Origin of the sequence: Amycolatopsis sp. NPDC026612 (genome assembly GCF_040638285.1) — a bacterium.
In the GTDB taxonomy this organism is placed as follows: Bacteria; Actinomycetota; Actinomycetes; order Mycobacteriales; family Pseudonocardiaceae; genus Amycolatopsis.
The window spans coordinates 37658-52534 of record NZ_JBEZYB010000029.1 but is presented as its reverse complement, the minus strand read 5'-3'; the positions used below and the strand labels follow the sequence as shown (position 1 = coordinate 52534).

Below are 14877 nucleotides of genomic sequence, written 5' to 3'. Positions count from 1 at the left end.
TAAGGACGAGAGAGCAGAAACTGATGGCACAGACCGAGATCGAGCTGGACGGCCTGCTGGCGTTCCCCCTCACCCCGTTCACCGAGGACCTCGAGGTCAACCTCGACGCGCTCGCGGAGAACGTGGAGAGCCACATCGCGGCCGGCGCCGGTGCGCTGTTCGTCGCGTGCGGCACCGGCGAGTTCAGCTCGCTCTCGCCCGCCGAGCAGGCCTCGGTGCTCACCCGGTCCCGTGAGGTGGCCGCCGGCCGCGTGCCGGTCTGGGTGGGCGCCGGGGGCGGCGCGGCGTCGGCGCGGGCCGGCATCGCGGCGGCCCAGGCCGGCGGCGCCGACGGTGTCCTGCTGCTGCCGCCGTACCTCGTTTCCGGGCCCCAGGCGGGGCTGGTCGACTTCGTCCGCTACGCCGTCGGCAACTCGTCGGTGCCGGTGATCGTCTACCACCGCGGTACCGGCGTGTTCACCGCGCCGGCCGCGGCTTCGCTGCTCGACATTCCCTCGATCGTGGGCCTGAAGGACGGCTACGGCGACGTCGAGGTGATGACCCGGATCGTCACCACCATCCGCGCGCTGGACACCGAGCGCTCGCGGAACTTCCTGTTCTTCAACGGCTTGCCGACGGCGGAGGTGTCGGCCAAGGCGTACGCCGCGATCGGCGTGGCCCGCTACTCCTCGGCGGTGCACTGCTTCGCGCCGGAGATCGCCCACCGCTTCCACCGCGCGCTCGGCGAAGGCGACACGCGCGTGATGGACGCCCTGCTGACCGGCTTCTACCTGCCGCTGGTGGCGCTCCGGGACGAGACGCCCGGCTTCGCCGTCTCGCTGGTCAAGGCCGCTGCGCGCCTGCGCGGCGACAAGGTCGGCCCGGTCCGGCCGCCGCTGGTCGAGCCGACACCGGAGCAGATCCGCCGGCTCGAGAAGGTCGTGGAGGACGGCTTCGTCACGCTCAAGGGCCTCGGCTGATGCGGATCCTCGACGTGGTGCTGACCCCGGTCGCGTTCGCCGATCCGCCGCTGCTCAACGTGATGGGCGTGCACGAGCCGTTCGCGCTGCGCAGCGTCGTCCAGGTCCAGTGCGAGGACGGGATCGTCGGGCTCGGCGAGTCCTACGGCGACGATGCGTTCCTCGGCGAGGTCCGCAAGGTGCTGCCGCGGCTGCGCGGCCACGACGTGTTCGACCTGCCCGGCCTGCACCGGCTGGTCGCGGAGGCGCTTTCGGGCACCGTGCTGACCGACGCGCACGGGCTGATCGGCGGGTTCTCCATCCGCAAGACCGTGGCCAGTGTGTACTCGCTGTTCGAGGTGGCCTGCCTGGACGCGCAGGGGCACTACCTCGGCCGTCCGGTGACCGACCTGCTCGGCGGGAAGGCGCGCGACGCCGTCGAGTTCTCCGCCTACCTGTTCTACAAGTACGGCAAGCACGTCGACGGCCGCGAAGACTCCTGGGGCGAGATCACCACGCCGGAAACCCTGGTGGGCTCGGCGAAACGGATGATCGACGAGTACGGCTTCCGCTCGATCAAGCTCAAGGGCGGGGTTTACGAGCCCGCCCAGGAGGTCGACGGGATCCGGGCGCTGGCCGAGGCGTTTCCCGGGCACCCGCTGCGGATCGACCCGAACGGCGCGTGGACGGTCGAAACCGGTCAGCGCGTCGCCGCCGAGCTCGACGGGGTCCTCGAGTACCTCGAAGACCCGACGCCGGGCATCGAAGGCATGGCGCGGGTGGCCGAACGGGCGTCGATGCCGCTGGCCACCAACATGTGCGTGGTCGACTTCGGTGACATCGAGCCGGGCTTCCGGGCCCGGGCCATCGGCGTGCTGCTGTCGGACCACCACTTCTGGGGCGGCCTGCGGGCGACCCAGTCGTTGTCGGTGACGTGCGAGAGCTTCGGCGTCGGCCTGTCGATGCACTCCAACAGCCACCTCGGGATCAGCCTGGCCGCGATGGTGCAGGTCGCCGCGGCGACACCGCACCTGACCTACGCCTGCGACACGCACTGGCCGTGGAAGGTCGAGGACGTCATCGAGCCGGGGGTGCTGGAGTTCCGCGAGGGCGCCGTCGCGGTGCCGGCGACCCCGGGGCTCGGGATCACCCTCGACGAAGACGCGCTGGCGAAGCTGCACGAGAACTACGTCCGATGTGGACTGACGAAGCGGGACGACGTGACGTACATGCGGAACTTCGTCCAGGGATTCGAGCCGAACACAACGAGGTGGTGAGCCGGTGAAGGTGACGGGATACGCCTATCCCTGGGACGTCCTGGAGGACGGGTTCGTTTCGCGCGCCCGGGCGCTCGGCGTCGACGAGGTGGCCGTGGCGCTGTCGTACCACAGCGCCCGGGCGGCGACCCCGTGGTCGGCGTCGCGGGCGGCCGTGGTCGCGCGGCACGCCGCGTCCTACCGGCCGGTGCGGCCGGAGGCGTGGGGCGCGCTGCGACCGTCCACACCGGACTGGGTGGCCGCGGAGGACTCGGGTGGCGACGCCGTGCGGCTGCTCAACGAGGCCGGGATCCCGGCGGCCGCCTGGATCGTCCTGACCCACAACTCCCAGCTCGGCTACGAGCACCCGGACGTCGTCGTGCGCAACTGCTTCGGCGAGGCCTACCCCTGGGCGCTGTGCCCTTCGCAGCCCGCGGTGCGCGAATACGCCGCGAAGCTGACCGCGGAAGCCGTCGCCGGGCTGGATCTGGCGTCGGTGATCCTCGAAGCCTGCGGCCCGCTCGGCGCGGTGCACCAGCACCAGCACGAGAAGACCGACGGCGTCTGGGCACCCGCGGTGGCCCGGCTGCTGTCGATTTGCTGCTGCGACGCCTGTGCCGGGGGCTGGGACCTCGACGCCGGTGCCGTCCGGGCCCAGCTGGCCAACGAGGTCCGGCGGCTGATCGCCACCGGCGACCTGAGCCTGACCACCGACGGCCTGCCGCCGGAGGTGACCCAGCTGCTGCTGCGGGTGCGGCAGCGGGCCACCGACGAACTGCGGTCCGCCGTTTTGGCCACGCTGCCGCCGGGAATCCGGATCGTGCTGCACGGCGCCCTCGACCCGTGGGTCACCGGCGCGCTGCCCGGGCTGACCCCGTCCGCGCCCGACGACGTCGACGCGGTCGTATTGTTCGGGTGGGCACCCGCCACCGGGGCCGAGGCCGTCGCGGCGGCCCGGGAGGCCCTGCCCGAACGGGTGGCGATCGCCAGCTACATCACCGCGGTCGCCGCCACGCCGGTGCCCGACATCGCCGCGTACGTCGGCGAGCTGGCCAAGGCGGGCGCCGCGGAGCTGCACCTGTACCACCTCGGACTGGCCGGTCCGGGTCGCTGGCCCGACCTGGAAACGGCCACCGCCGCCGCCCATGAGAACTGAGGAGCTGTCCCCGAAATGAGCCAGGCCACCGACGCCGCCACGCTCGAGAAGATCCTGGCGGGAGCCGCCGAAGCCGCCCGCCCCGCCGCCGAGGCCACCCCGGCCGAACGCGCCCGCTGGCTGACCGCGGTCGCCGACGCCCTCGACGCCGCCGCGGGCGAACTGGTCCCGCTGGCGCACGCCGAGGCACACCTGCCCGAGACGCCGCGGCTGGCCGGCGAGCTGAAGCGCACGACGTTCCAGCTGCGCCTGTTCGCCGAGGTGCTCACCGACGGCGAGTACCTCGGCGCCACCGTCGACCACGCCGACCCGGACTGGCCGATGGGCCCGCGCCCGGACATCCGCCGCGTCAAGACCGCGATCGGCCCGGTGCTGGTCTTCGCGGCCAGCAACTTCCCGTTCGCGTTCAGCGTCGCCGGCGGCGACACCGCGTCCGCGCTGGCCGCGGGCTGCCCGGTGATCCTCAAGGCCCACCCCGGGCACCCGGAGCTGTCCGCGCAGACCGGCTCCGTCGTGCGGGAGGCGCTGATCGAGGCGGGCGCTCCCGCCGGGCTGTTCAACGTGATCTTCGGGCAGGAGGAAGGCGTCACGGCGCTGAAGGACCCGCGCATCGCGGCGGCGTCGTTCACCGGCTCGATCCCGGGCGGCCGCGCGCTGTTCGACATCGCGAACGCCCGGCCGCGGCCGATCCCGTTCTACGGCGAACTCGGCAGCGTCAACCCGGTCGTGGTCACCGAGGCCGCGATCGCCGCGCGTGGGGAAGCCGTCGCCAAGGGCTACGCCGGGTCGTTCGGCATGGGCGCCGGCCAGTTCTGCACCAAACCGGGTCTGCTGTTCCTGCCGGAGGACCACGGCCTGACCGAGGCGCTGCGCTCGGCGTTGTCGGGGGTACCCGCCCAGCCGATGCTCAACGACCGCATCGCGAGCGGGTACACGACGCAGCTCGACAAGCTGCGCAAGGTGCCGGGCGTCGACGTCGTCACCGAGTCGCCGTCGGAGTCACCCGCGTTCACACCGACACTGCTGTCCACCAGCGGCAAGCAGTTCCTCGAGGGCGGCGCCACCGTGCACGAGGAGTGCTTCGGGCCGGCGTCGCTGATCGTCACCTACGCCGACCAGGCCGAACTGCTGCGCCTGCTCGACGTCATCGAACCGGGGCTCACCGCCACGATCCACGGCGAGGAGTCCGACGCGGACTGGATCCGGCCGGTGCTGCCGGCACTGGCCCGCATCGCCGGCCGGCTGCTGTGGAACGACTGGCCCACCGGCGTCACGGTGAGCTGGGCCCAGCAGCACGGCGGCCCGTACCCGGCCACCACGGCCCCGACGACGACGTCCGTCGGCACCGCGGCGATCGAGCGGTTCCTGCGCCCGATCGCCTGGCAGGGCTTCCCGGACGCCCTGCTGCCCGAATCCCTGCAGGAGGCCAATCCCTGGCAGCTGCCCCGCCGCACCGACGGCACCCGCTGACCCGCTGATCCCGTCGTGAGTGGTAATTCGGGTTAGAACCCGAATTACCACTCACGACCAGCCGCGGCAGACCGCTCACCCGCGGCCTGTTTCGCTCACCTCTTCCGCCGCCACAACCGAATTCCCGTTAGCCCATTCCCGCAAGCCAAGGATGTCTTGATCCTGGGAGGCGTTGTCATGCCCGTGAACCGGAGAAATGCCCTGCGCGGCAGCGCGCTGGCGGCCGCTTCCACCGTTCTCCTGACCCGCCCGGCCTTCGCCGCCGGAGCGGGGACCGCCACCACGGCGACTCCCGCGGCGAGCCCGGTGCCCGCCGCGACCGCGCCGATCGTCGCCGCCTACCGGCAGCTGCAGACCGGCATCAACCGGCCGTCGCCGGAACGCACCGAAGCACTGGCCAACCTGGGCCGCGTCGCCAAGGCCTACTACGCGAGCCTATCGGTGGCCGGCGGGGGCGCTCCACTGTGGACGGACCTGCCGCTCGGCCCGGGCAGCGACTACACGACGTCGATGTACGCGCGGCTGCGCGCGATCGCCGTCGACTGGGGCACCCCGGGTGGTGTGCTGTCCGGCGACCCGGTCGTGCTCGACCGCGTCAAGGCGGCGCTCGAACTGATCCACGCCAGCCAGTACAACGAGAACGTCGGCGAGATCGGCAACTGGTACACCTACGAGATCGGCATCCCGTACTACCTGCTGCACACGCTGTCGGTGGTCGCCGATCAGCTCACCGCGGATCAGCTGGCCCGCTACCTGGCGCCGGTCAAGCGGTTCGTCGGCAACCCGAACCTGCGCGCGAACAACGCGTCGGTGGTCGAAACCGGCGCCAACCGCGCGGACAAGGCGCTCATTTCGATCGTGTCGGGCGCGCTGCTCGGCGACACGGCGTGGATCAGGACCGGCATCGACGCGCTCACCGACGTGGCAGGCGGCGGTGCGGCGAGCGTCGTCGCGAAGCTGGACCGCGCGGCGGGCGACGGTTTCCACGTCGACGGCTCGTTCATCCAGCACGACACCATCCCGTACCCCGGGCACTACGGCATCGTGCTGCTGACCGCGCTCGCCGGCGCCATCCACGTCACGCAGGGCACCGCGTACGCGCTTCCGCAGGCGCTGAAGGACAAGATCTACGCGCTGGTCGCGGACAGCTACGCGCCGTTCGTCTACGCGGGTGCGCTGATGGAGCCGGTGCGCGGGCGGATGCTGTCGCGGCAGGGGGAGACCGGCCACGACATCGGCCACCAGCTCACCGTCGCGACGCTGGTCCTGGCGCGAACCGCGGCCGGCAAGACGAAGACGGACCTGAACGCCTTGGCGGCGAAGTGGATCAAGGAAGGCACCTACGCGCCGTTCCTGAAGATCCCGGACCCGGAGCGGTTCGCGCCCGGCCCGGACCTGGTGGCGACGCCGGGCCTCGAGTTCGCGCAGGACATGCTGGTGTCGGGGGCGCGCCCGGCGCGGGTGGTGGCGACGCACCGGATCTTCGGCCAGCAGGACCGGATGGTGCACGTCACCGAGGACTGGTCGGCTTCGCTGGGGGTCAGCTCGACGCGGATTTCGCGCTACGAAGCCATCAACGGCCAGAACCTGAAGGGCTACCACGTCGGCGACGGCGTGCTCTACACGTTCCTGCCGAACGCCAAGGGGCACTACACCGACGCCTACTGGCCGACGGTGGACCCGCTGCTGCTGCCCGGCACGACCGAAAACGACGGCCCGGCCGACCCGAAGTTCGGCGGGGTGCCGGTGGGCCCGAACGCCCACACCGGCGGCGTCCGCTGGGACGCGCGGCACGGCGCCTACGCCTTCGACTTCAAGTCCTGGGACGGGTCGCTGGTCGCGAAGAAGTCGTGGTTCTTCACCCCGGCGGGGATCGTCTGCCTCGGCGCCGGGATCACCAGCACGTCCGGGTACGCGGTGCGCACGACGATCGAGAACCGCAACCTCGGCGAGGGCGGCCGCGGGGCGCTCCTCGCGGACGGCCGGCGCGTGCCGACCGACCTCGGCAAGGTTTCCGCGCTGCGCAGGCCGGGCTGGGTGCACCTGGAGAACGTCGGCGGGTACGTGCTCATCGACGACGCCTCGGTGACGGCGTTGCGCGAAGACCGGACGGGCGCGTGGCGCGACATCGACACCGGCGCCAACACCAAGGGCACCACGACGCCGAACACCCGCCGGTACCAGAAGCTGGTCCTGGAACACGGCGTGCGGCCGACGGACGCGAAGTACGCGTACGCGGTGCTGCCGGGCGCTTCGGTGCTCGGCACGCTCACGGCGTCCTGGGCGTGGCGGGTCCTGGCGAACACCCCGGTGGTGCAGGCGATCCGGCTGGCCGACGACACGCTGCTGGCGAACTTCTTCGCCGCCGGATCGGTCGACGGCGTGCGGGTGTCCGGCCCGGCGTCGGTCGCGATCGGGTGGTGCGGGTTCCGGACCCAGCTGGCGGTGTCGGATCCGACGCAGCTGCAGGACAGCGTCACGGTGACGGTGCGCGGCCGGTCCGTGGAGGTGCCGCTGAAGGGCACTTTCGGTGCGACGCAGGTCGTTTTGGTGTGAACAGACCTCCCCGCCGGGCCGGTGCCCCGACCCGGTCCGGCGGGGGCCTCACCTCGGTGGGCAAGGCGGGCCGCGGGGGTGGAACTTCTCAGCTTGCGTGTTCGCGCAGCAGCCTGCGGACCGCGTTCCGGTCGCCCTCGATCGTCACCCTGCTGCCGGCGATGGCCTTCTCGAGGTGGGAAGGCTGCTCGAGCAGGGCGTTCAGCGTCGGGGGATCGGTCCGGATCGTGGCGTCCGGGGCGTCGGGCTCGCCCGGCTCGATCGTCAGGCGGCCCGGCTCGGTGCGGACCGTCCACACGCGAGCGTCCAGTTCGACGCGGTAGCACGCGGTGCCGCGCGGGCGGGCGGACCCGCGGAGGAACAGCAGCACGGAGGTGACGCCGAGTGACGCGGGCTGGGGAAGCGGGACTCGCGCGCCCCACGCGCCCAGCGCCAGCACGACCGGCTCCAGTTCGCGGCCCCAGCCGGTGAGCTCGTAGACCGTCGAGGCGGCCGGGAGCGGCAGCTGCCGGCGCGTCACGACGCCGCGGCCCTCGAGCTCGCGGAGCCGGTCGGTGACCAGGTTCGAGCTGGCGCCGGGGAGCGCGCGGCGGACGTCGGAGAACCGCTGCGGCCCGAGAAGCAGCTCGCGCACCACGAGCAGGGCCCAGCGTTCCCCGACGACGTCCAGGGCGCGGGCGATCGTGCAGGCGTCCCCGTAGCTGCGGCTCGTCGGCATGATTTCAATGTACAACGTAGTGGTTGTTTTTAACAACTGGACGAGCGTACGGTCGGTCGGGTCCGGATATCGACGGGAAGGAACGGTCATGGGTCGGCCAGTCGTGCACTTCGAGATCATCGGTACCGACCCCGAGCGGCTGCACGGGTACTACGGCGAGCTGTTCGGCTGGGAGTTCGACACATCCGGGCCGGTGTCGGACCAGGTGTCGGAACCGGGCAGCTACGGGTTCGTGGAGACCGACGGCATCCCGGGCGGCGTCGGCGGCGGCGCGGCCCATGAGAGTCACGTGGTGTTCTACGTGGGCGTCCCGGACGTCGCGGCGGCGCTGGCGGAGGCCGAACGCCTCGGCGGCACCCGCAGCATGGGCCCGGACCGCGCCCCGGGGCGGGATCTGGTGGTTGCCCACTTCACCGATCCCGAGGGCAACCTCATCGGTCTCGCGGGCCCGGCCTGACGCGACGCTCACGCAACCGGCCGCTTGCGGCTGTCGACAAAACGCAGCCGGGCCCCGGAACCGTGCGGTTTCGGGGCCCAGCGATGTCTTGTCCCGGTCAGCCTTGGCGGGCCTTCGAGCGCGGGTTGTGCTTGTTGATCACCAGCACCTTCGTCCCCCGGCGGATGACCTGGGCGCCCGGCTGGCGGGCGAGCGAGCGGAGTGAGCTGCGGACCTTCATGGCGAGCCGTCCTTCCTGCGGGAGCCCTCCCGCATCCCGCACAACCGCCACGCGGTCGGTTTCATTCCGCAACTCAGCTGCTCTCGCGAGCGACCCAGGCCTGCAGGTCGTCGCCGCGGATGGCGGCCGCCATCAGGTCCGGGAACTGGTCCGGCGTGCAGGCGAAGGCCGGGATGCCCAGCTCGGCCAGTGCCGCCGCGTTCTCGTGGTCGTACGACGGTGCGCCCGAGTCCGACAGCGCCAGCAGCGTGACCACCTGGACGCCCGCGCCGGCCAGCTCGGCGATCCGGTGCAGCAGCTCCTCCTCGTTGCCGCCCTCGTAAAGGTCGCTGATCAGCACCAGCAGCGTCCGCTCGGGACGTTCGACCAGGCCCTGGCAGTACGCGATCGCCCGGTTGATGTCGGTGCCGCCGCCCAGCTGGGTGCCGAACAGGACGTCGACCGGGTCGGCGAGGTGCTCGGTGAGGTCCGCGATCTCGGTGTCGAACGCCACGAACGACGTCTTCAGCGCCCGCATCGACGCCAGGACCGCCCCGAACAACCCGGAGTACACCACCGACTCCGCCATCGAGCCCGACTGGTCGACGGCCAGGATCACGTCCCGCTCCACCGCCTGCCGGCGCCGGCCGTACCCGATCAGCTTCTCCGGCACGATCGTGCGCAGCTCGGGGGAGTAGTGCTTGAGGTTCGCGTGGATCGTGCGCGCCCAGTCGACGTCGCCGGGGCGCGGCCGGTGCGTGCGCGACGCCTTGTCGAGCGCGCCCCGGATCGCCGCGCGGGTGCGTTCGGCGAGCCGCTCCTCCAGCTCGGTGACGACCTTGCGGACGACCTCGCGCGCGGTCTCCTTGGTCTCCTCGGGCAGCACGCCGTTCAGCGAAAGCAGGGTGCCGACCAGGTGCACGTCCGGCTCGACCGCCGACAGCAGCTCCTTTTCCAGCAGCATCCGGGTGAGCCCGAGCCGGTCGACCGCGTCCCGCTGCATGACCTGCACGACGGTGCTGGGGAAGTACCGCCGGATGTCGCCCAGCCAGCGCGCGACCCGCGGCGCCGACGCACCGAGGCCCGCGCCGCGCGGCCCGCCGGTGGCGTCCTCGTCCGGCTTGTCGTAGAGGGCCGCCAGCACCGAGTCGACCCCACTGTCCTCATCGGACAGACGGACATCGGCCAGTCCCGAACCTGGGGCCGCCCCTTCGCCGCCCAGTACCAGCCGCCAGCGCCGGGTGCGTTCGCCGGATGTGTTCATCGCCGCCTCCGCGGGAGGGAATGCGTCGGTGGTGCTCATGCCCCCACCCCCAGCAGGGTCGCCAGGACGGGCAGCACGCGCCCGGCCCGGTCCTCGTCCAGTTCGTCGGCCACCGGCACCGCGCGAGCCGTGCCGGTGAGCCCGGCCGCGCGGTGGCCGATCGCCCGCTTTTCGGGCCCGCTGAACGCGCCGAAAGTGCGGCGCAGCAACGGGAGCACCTCGGTGAAGACGTCGGCGGGGATCGCTGCCAGCCAGGCGTCGATCACCCGCAGCAGGCCTTCGTCGTGCACCAGCAGCAGCGCCCCGCCGTCGAAGAAGCCCTCGACGTACGCCGCGCCCGCCGACGGTACGACGCCCGGGGTGAGCGCCCGGCCCAGCCGCAGTTCGATGTCGAGCGCGTCGAGCAGCCCGGCGTTGTGCAGGATCCGGGTGAGCCGGCCCGCCAGCAGCGGCGGCAGCGACGGCCGTTCGGCCAGCCGGGCCAGCGCCGCCAGCCAGCGCTCCTTCGCGTCGTCGCCCAGCAGCGATGTCGCATCGTGCACTCCGTCGACCAGCGTGGCCAGCCGGGCCGCGGCGTCGTCGTCGATGCCGTGGGCCGCGGGCGGCAGCCCGGCGCAGATCCGGTCCAGCATCCGGTCGGCGACCGCCCGCAGCGCGCCGGTGTCGGTGCCGCGGACGTTGCCGTACCGGGTCGCCCTGGCCAGCGCGGGCAGGGCCGCCATCAGCCGGGCGACGTCCGCGTCCGCCGCCGCCCGGGCGTCGAGCGCCGCGAGCGCTTCGGGCAGCGCCTCCGGCAGGTCGGCGAGCAGGCAGTCCTCGACGGCCGTGGTGACCTCGTCCAGCGGTGGCGTGCCTTCGACGGTGCCGCGCACCGCGGCGGTGGCCGCCGACGGCACGGTGGTGCCGTGGACCGCGGCCGCGACCAGGTCGACCTCGAACGACGGTTCCCAGCACAGCGCCCAGGTTTCGCGGAACGTGCCCATGTTCCGCCGTGCCGACGCCTCCCGGCTGCCCCACTCGATGTCGAGGATCCGCAGCCGGTGCAGCAGCTTCGAGCGCTCGAGCCCGCCCGGCGTCCGCAGGTCGAGGTCGAGCTCCTTGACGACCGGGTCCTTCTTGAGCCGGAGGCGTTTCGCGGTCGCGGTCAGGTCCGCGGCCAGCGGCGGCTGCGGGACGCGGTCGGGGACCTCGCCGAGCCGTTCGCCGACCACCAGCCGCCGCATGACCAGCTCGACCTGCACCTCGTCGCCGCCGCACAGCACGGACCGGGTGGCCTCGGTGACCTCGGCGAGCCCGGCCGACGACCGGCCCCGCAGCGTCGCGAGGGTTTCGGCGAGCCGGACCGCCTCGATGACGTGCGCGGTCGAGACGGGCAGGTCCTCCTCCCGCAGCACCGCCGCGACGCCGGCCAGCCAGCGCGTGGTGACGTCTTCGGCCGTGGTGAAGAGGTGGTGGTACCAGCCCGGCGACCGCACCCCCGCGCCGTAGCCGCTGGCCGTGGCGAGCCGCCCGTGCGTCCACGGCACCCAGGTGCACGCGACCTTCCGCCTCGGAAGTCCTTTGAGGACGGCCTGGTCGTGCGACGCCGGCGGCAGCGGATCGGCCAGCGCCGGCACGTGCCAGGCGCCGCAGACGACGGCGATGTTGGCGAAGCCCTCCTTGCGGGTGCGGCGCAGCACCGACCGCATGTAGGCCTCACGCCGCGCTTCGTGGCCCCGCGGTGGTTCTTCGTCCTCCCGCAACGCGGTCATCGCCTCGGCGATCACCTCGAACGGGCTCTCGCCGCCGCGTCGTGACTCGACGACGTCGTCCCACCAGCGTTCCGGGTCGTCGTAACCGCCGGCCGAGGCCAGGGCGGCCAGCGGGTCACCGGGTGGCCCGGTGTGTTCGTCCGGCCCGGCGGCGAAGGTGTGCGCGGCCGGGAGGTCGCAGAACCGCACCGGGACGCCGGCCTCACGGGCGTAGGTGAGCGCCTGCCACTCCGGGCTGAAGACGGCGAACGGCCAGAACGCGGCGCGCGAGACGTCGTCGGTCGCGTAGGCCAGCAGCGCGACCGGCGGCGCCATGGCCGGATCTTCGGTGAGTTCGACCAGGGCGTCGGCTTCGGGCGGACCTTCGATGAGGACGACGTCGGGTTCGACTTCGGCGAGCCGCGTCGCCACGGCCCGGGCGGACCCCGGGCCGTGGTGGCGGATGCCGAGCAGGTGCGTCGAGGTCAAGAGATCTCCTGACCGGCCCGGTAGAAGTCGGCCCAGCCGTCGCGTTCGCGAACCACGGTTTCCAGGTACTCGATCCAGATGGCGCGGTCGGCCACCGGATCCTTGACGACGGCGCCGTGGATGCCCGCCGCGACGTCGTGCGGGCGCAGCACGCCGTCGCCGAAGTGGGCCGCCAGGGCGAGACCGCCGGTGAGCACGCTGATCGCCTCCGCGGTGGACAGCGTGCCGGATGGCGACTTCACCGCCGTGCGGCCGTCTTCGGTGCGGCCCGAGCGCAGCTCGCGGAACACCGTGACCACGCGGCGGATCTCGGCCAGCTCGGCGGCTTCCACGGGCAGCCGCAGCGAGGTGCCCAGCTCGGCGACCCGCCTGCTGACGATCTCGACCTCCGCCTCGGCACTGTCCGGCAGCGGCAGCACCACCGTGTTGAACCGCCGCCGCAGCGCGCTGGACAGCTCGTTGACACCCTTGTCGCGGTTGTTCGCCGTCGCGATCAGGTTGAAGCCCGGCCGCGCCTGCACCTCGGTGCCCAGCTCCGGGATCGGCAGCGTCTTCTCGGAGAGGATCGTGATCAGCGAGTCCTGGACGTCCGCCGGGATGCGCGTCAGCTCCTCCAGCCGGGCCAGCTTGCCGTCCCGCATCGCGCGCAGCACCGGGCTTTCGACGAGCGCGGCGGCGCTCGGGCCTTCGGCGATCAGCCGGGCGTAGTTCCAGCCGTAGCGGATCGACTCCTCGGAGGTGCCCGCGGTGCCCTGCGCCAGCAGCGTCGAATCCCCGCTGATGGCGGCGGACAGGTGCTCCGACACCCACGTCTTCGCCGTGCCGGGCACGCCGAGCAGCAGCAGCGCGCGGTCGGTCGCGAGGGTCGCGACGGCGACCTCGATCAGCCGCCGCGGGCCGACGTACTTCGGGGTGATCACGGTGCCGTCCGGCAGGGTGCCGCCGAGCAGGTACTCGACGACGGCCCACGGCGAAAGGTTCCAGTTCGGTGGCTTGTCCCGGTCGTCGGCGGCGGCCAGCGCGGCCAGTTCGGCGGCGTGCTGCTGTTCGGCGTGCGGCCGGAGGACGGTGGCGGGGGCGGTCATGCGAGCTCCTCGTACATTTCGCGGCGGAAGTTCAACGTCTCGGTGAGCGCCCGGCGCCACGGCCCGGCGTCCAGGGTCAGGCGGGTGGTGGCCAGCGGGTGGCGCAGGCAGCCGTGGGGGACCGCGCGGGCGATCACGACGGCGGCGTGCGAGACCAGGCGGTGGTCGTCCTGGCGGGCGATCCAGTCGAGCAGCGCGGTGCCGAGCTGCTTCGTCCACGGCCGGGGCAGCTCGTGCACCAGCCGGGCGAACGATTCGGTGGGCAGCCGGCTCACCAGGTGCCCGATGGTGGCGGCCTGGCTCGCCGGGCTCAGCACGCCGAGCAGCGGCGGGGTGGTGCGCCCGCCCGGGTCCGCGCCGATCAGCGCCTGCGCCCAGGTTTCGTCGCGCTGGCGCAGAGCGGCGACGGCCCAGGACTCGCGCAGCACACCGGCCGGGCAGCCTTCGACGGTCATCCGCGCGACCTCGGCCGGCGGCCCGAACTCGGCCCAGAAGGACAGGGGAACGGCCGCGACGAGCGTGCGCAGCCGGACCGTGCCGTCGCCGCGTTCGCCCTGGGGCAGGGACACTTCCAGCACGCGGCCCCGGCGGCGGAGCAGGGGACGCAGCCGGTCGGCCATGCCCTGCCCGTAACGCGTGCCCGGCAGCCGGCCGAGCAGCTCGGCGGCCTGTTCGCGGACGGCGGCGGCGCGGTCGGTCAGTGCGGCTTCGAGGAAGGCTTCGTCGCCGGCCCGGAGGCGCCCGGAGAGCACGCCGAGGAAGTCCGCCCGGACGTCGGCGGGTTCGCTCTTCCACGACGCGGCCAGGGCTTCCCGGGCGGTGTCCGGATCTTCGGCGAGCTTCGCCGCGAGCCAGCGGCGGCGCTGGGCGAGGCTGCCGTACTGCCAGACGTCACCGGACTCTTCGGCGGGTGCAGCGAGAAACGCCCAGTCCGGGTTTCGCTGCCCGAGCCACGCCCCGATCGGCCCGGCGACGGCGACCAGCGGCCCCCGCAGGGCGGCCTTGGTGCGGGCGGCCTCGGCCAGCAGCGGCAGGGCTTCCGGCGGGACCCGGTAGTCCGTGCCCGCGACGATGCCGAGCCATTCCAGCAGCAGGTCGGGATGGCTGGCGGCGAGCAGCCGGCCCAGCCGTTCCCGCGCGAGCGGCGGCACGAACGGCCGCTCGTCGGGGGCGGCCGGGGGCAGCGGCCGGACGTCGTGCAGCGGCTGCCGCCCGGCTCGCCGGTAGGCGGTGAGCACGGCCGCGGCGGAGAGCAGCCGGTCCGCGGGGTCGGTGCGGTCCGCGATCAGCTGCCGGACGGCCGGCGGCTGGGCGGCCGGGTCGAGGGTGCGCCGCCGGGTGCCGAGCAGGGCGGTGCCGACGAGGTCTTCCCAGGCTTTCACGGCTTCACCGCCTTTCGGAGTGGCTGGGTTCGCGGGATCGCCGCGTACGTGCGGCGGGGGTTCGGCGGCGCGCCTTCGGGCACGAGCCGCCAGGCCGGCTCCGCAGCGGAGGCCGGGCCCCGCGGCTCGAGCCGGCCGGCGTCCATCCGGTCGACGAGCGGGCTTCGGCGCGGTCGT

Annotated in this window: 12 protein-coding genes; 6 read left to right on the top strand and 6 right to left on the bottom strand. The window is 73.0% G+C overall.

Features of this window, described 5'->3' with window-relative positions; all coding sequences use genetic code 11:
* Positions 1 to 23 precede the first annotated feature (23 nt).
* The 5 genes from AB0F15_RS25020 (at position 24) to AB0F15_RS25000 (ending at position 7376) form a co-directional block, all read left to right on the top strand.
* On the top strand, positions 24 to 959 hold the full coding sequence (locus AB0F15_RS25020) for a 5-dehydro-4-deoxyglucarate dehydratase (protein WP_360274733.1): 936 nt from the start codon (positions 24 to 26) through the stop codon (positions 957 to 959).
* A complete protein-coding gene (locus AB0F15_RS25015) occupies positions 959 to 2215 on the top strand; it encodes a glucarate dehydratase family protein (RefSeq protein WP_360274730.1) in 1257 nt (418 codons plus the stop codon). Before AB0F15_RS25020 ends, AB0F15_RS25015 begins: the two co-directional genes overlap by 1 nt.
* Before the next feature lie 4 nt (positions 2216 to 2219).
* A complete protein-coding gene (locus AB0F15_RS25010; RefSeq protein WP_360274728.1) occupies positions 2220 to 3350 on the top strand; it encodes a hypothetical protein in 1131 nt (376 codons plus the stop codon).
* A gap of 15 nt (positions 3351 to 3365) precedes the next feature.
* Positions 3366 to 4820 (top strand): aldehyde dehydrogenase (NADP(+)), encoded by a 1455-nt coding sequence (locus AB0F15_RS25005; protein ID WP_360274726.1) that lies wholly within the window; start codon positions 3366 to 3368, stop codon positions 4818 to 4820.
* Between the two features lie 177 nt (positions 4821 to 4997).
* Positions 4998 to 7376 (top strand): polysaccharide lyase 8 family protein, encoded by a 2379-nt coding sequence (locus AB0F15_RS25000; protein WP_360274723.1) that lies wholly within the window; start codon positions 4998 to 5000, stop codon positions 7374 to 7376.
* An 88-nt stretch (positions 7377 to 7464) separates the two neighbouring features.
* Here the strand turns inward: AB0F15_RS25000 and AB0F15_RS24995 are convergent, their stop codons facing one another.
* Positions 7465 to 8094, bottom strand: a complete 630-nt coding sequence (locus AB0F15_RS24995; RefSeq protein WP_360274720.1) for a winged helix-turn-helix transcriptional regulator — start codon at positions 8092 to 8094, stop codon at positions 7465 to 7467.
* Between the two features lie 88 nt (positions 8095 to 8182).
* Here AB0F15_RS24995 and AB0F15_RS24990 point away from each other — a divergent pair, with 88 nt between their 5' ends.
* Positions 8183 to 8551, top strand: a complete 369-nt coding sequence (locus AB0F15_RS24990; RefSeq protein ID WP_360274717.1) for a VOC family protein — start codon at positions 8183 to 8185, stop codon at positions 8549 to 8551.
* A 97-nt stretch (positions 8552 to 8648) separates the two neighbouring features.
* Here the strand turns inward: AB0F15_RS24990 and AB0F15_RS24985 are convergent, their stop codons facing one another.
* From AB0F15_RS24985 to AB0F15_RS24965, 5 genes are all read right to left on the bottom strand, one after another.
* Entirely contained in the window at positions 8649 to 8771 is a 123-nt protein-coding gene (locus tag AB0F15_RS24985) for a ribosomal protein bL36 (RefSeq protein ID WP_360274714.1), read from the bottom strand.
* A gap of 73 nt (positions 8772 to 8844) precedes the next feature.
* Positions 8845 to 10053, bottom strand: a complete 1209-nt coding sequence (locus AB0F15_RS24980) for a VWA domain-containing protein (RefSeq protein WP_360274711.1) — start codon at positions 10051 to 10053, stop codon at positions 8845 to 8847.
* Positions 10050 to 12233 (bottom strand): DUF5682 family protein, encoded by a 2184-nt coding sequence (locus AB0F15_RS24975; RefSeq protein WP_360274708.1) that lies wholly within the window; start codon positions 12231 to 12233, stop codon positions 10050 to 10052. The genes AB0F15_RS24980 and AB0F15_RS24975 overlap by 4 nt, the downstream gene beginning before the upstream one ends.
* Positions 12230 to 13318 (bottom strand): AAA family ATPase, encoded by a 1089-nt coding sequence (locus AB0F15_RS24970; protein ID WP_360274705.1) that lies wholly within the window; start codon positions 13316 to 13318, stop codon positions 12230 to 12232. The genes AB0F15_RS24975 and AB0F15_RS24970 overlap by 4 nt, the downstream gene beginning before the upstream one ends.
* Positions 13315 to 14700, bottom strand: coding sequence for a DUF5691 domain-containing protein (locus AB0F15_RS24965; protein ID WP_360274703.1), 1386 nt, complete (start codon positions 14698 to 14700; stop codon positions 13315 to 13317). The genes AB0F15_RS24970 and AB0F15_RS24965 overlap by 4 nt, the downstream gene beginning before the upstream one ends.
* Positions 14701 to 14877 lie beyond the last annotated feature (177 nt).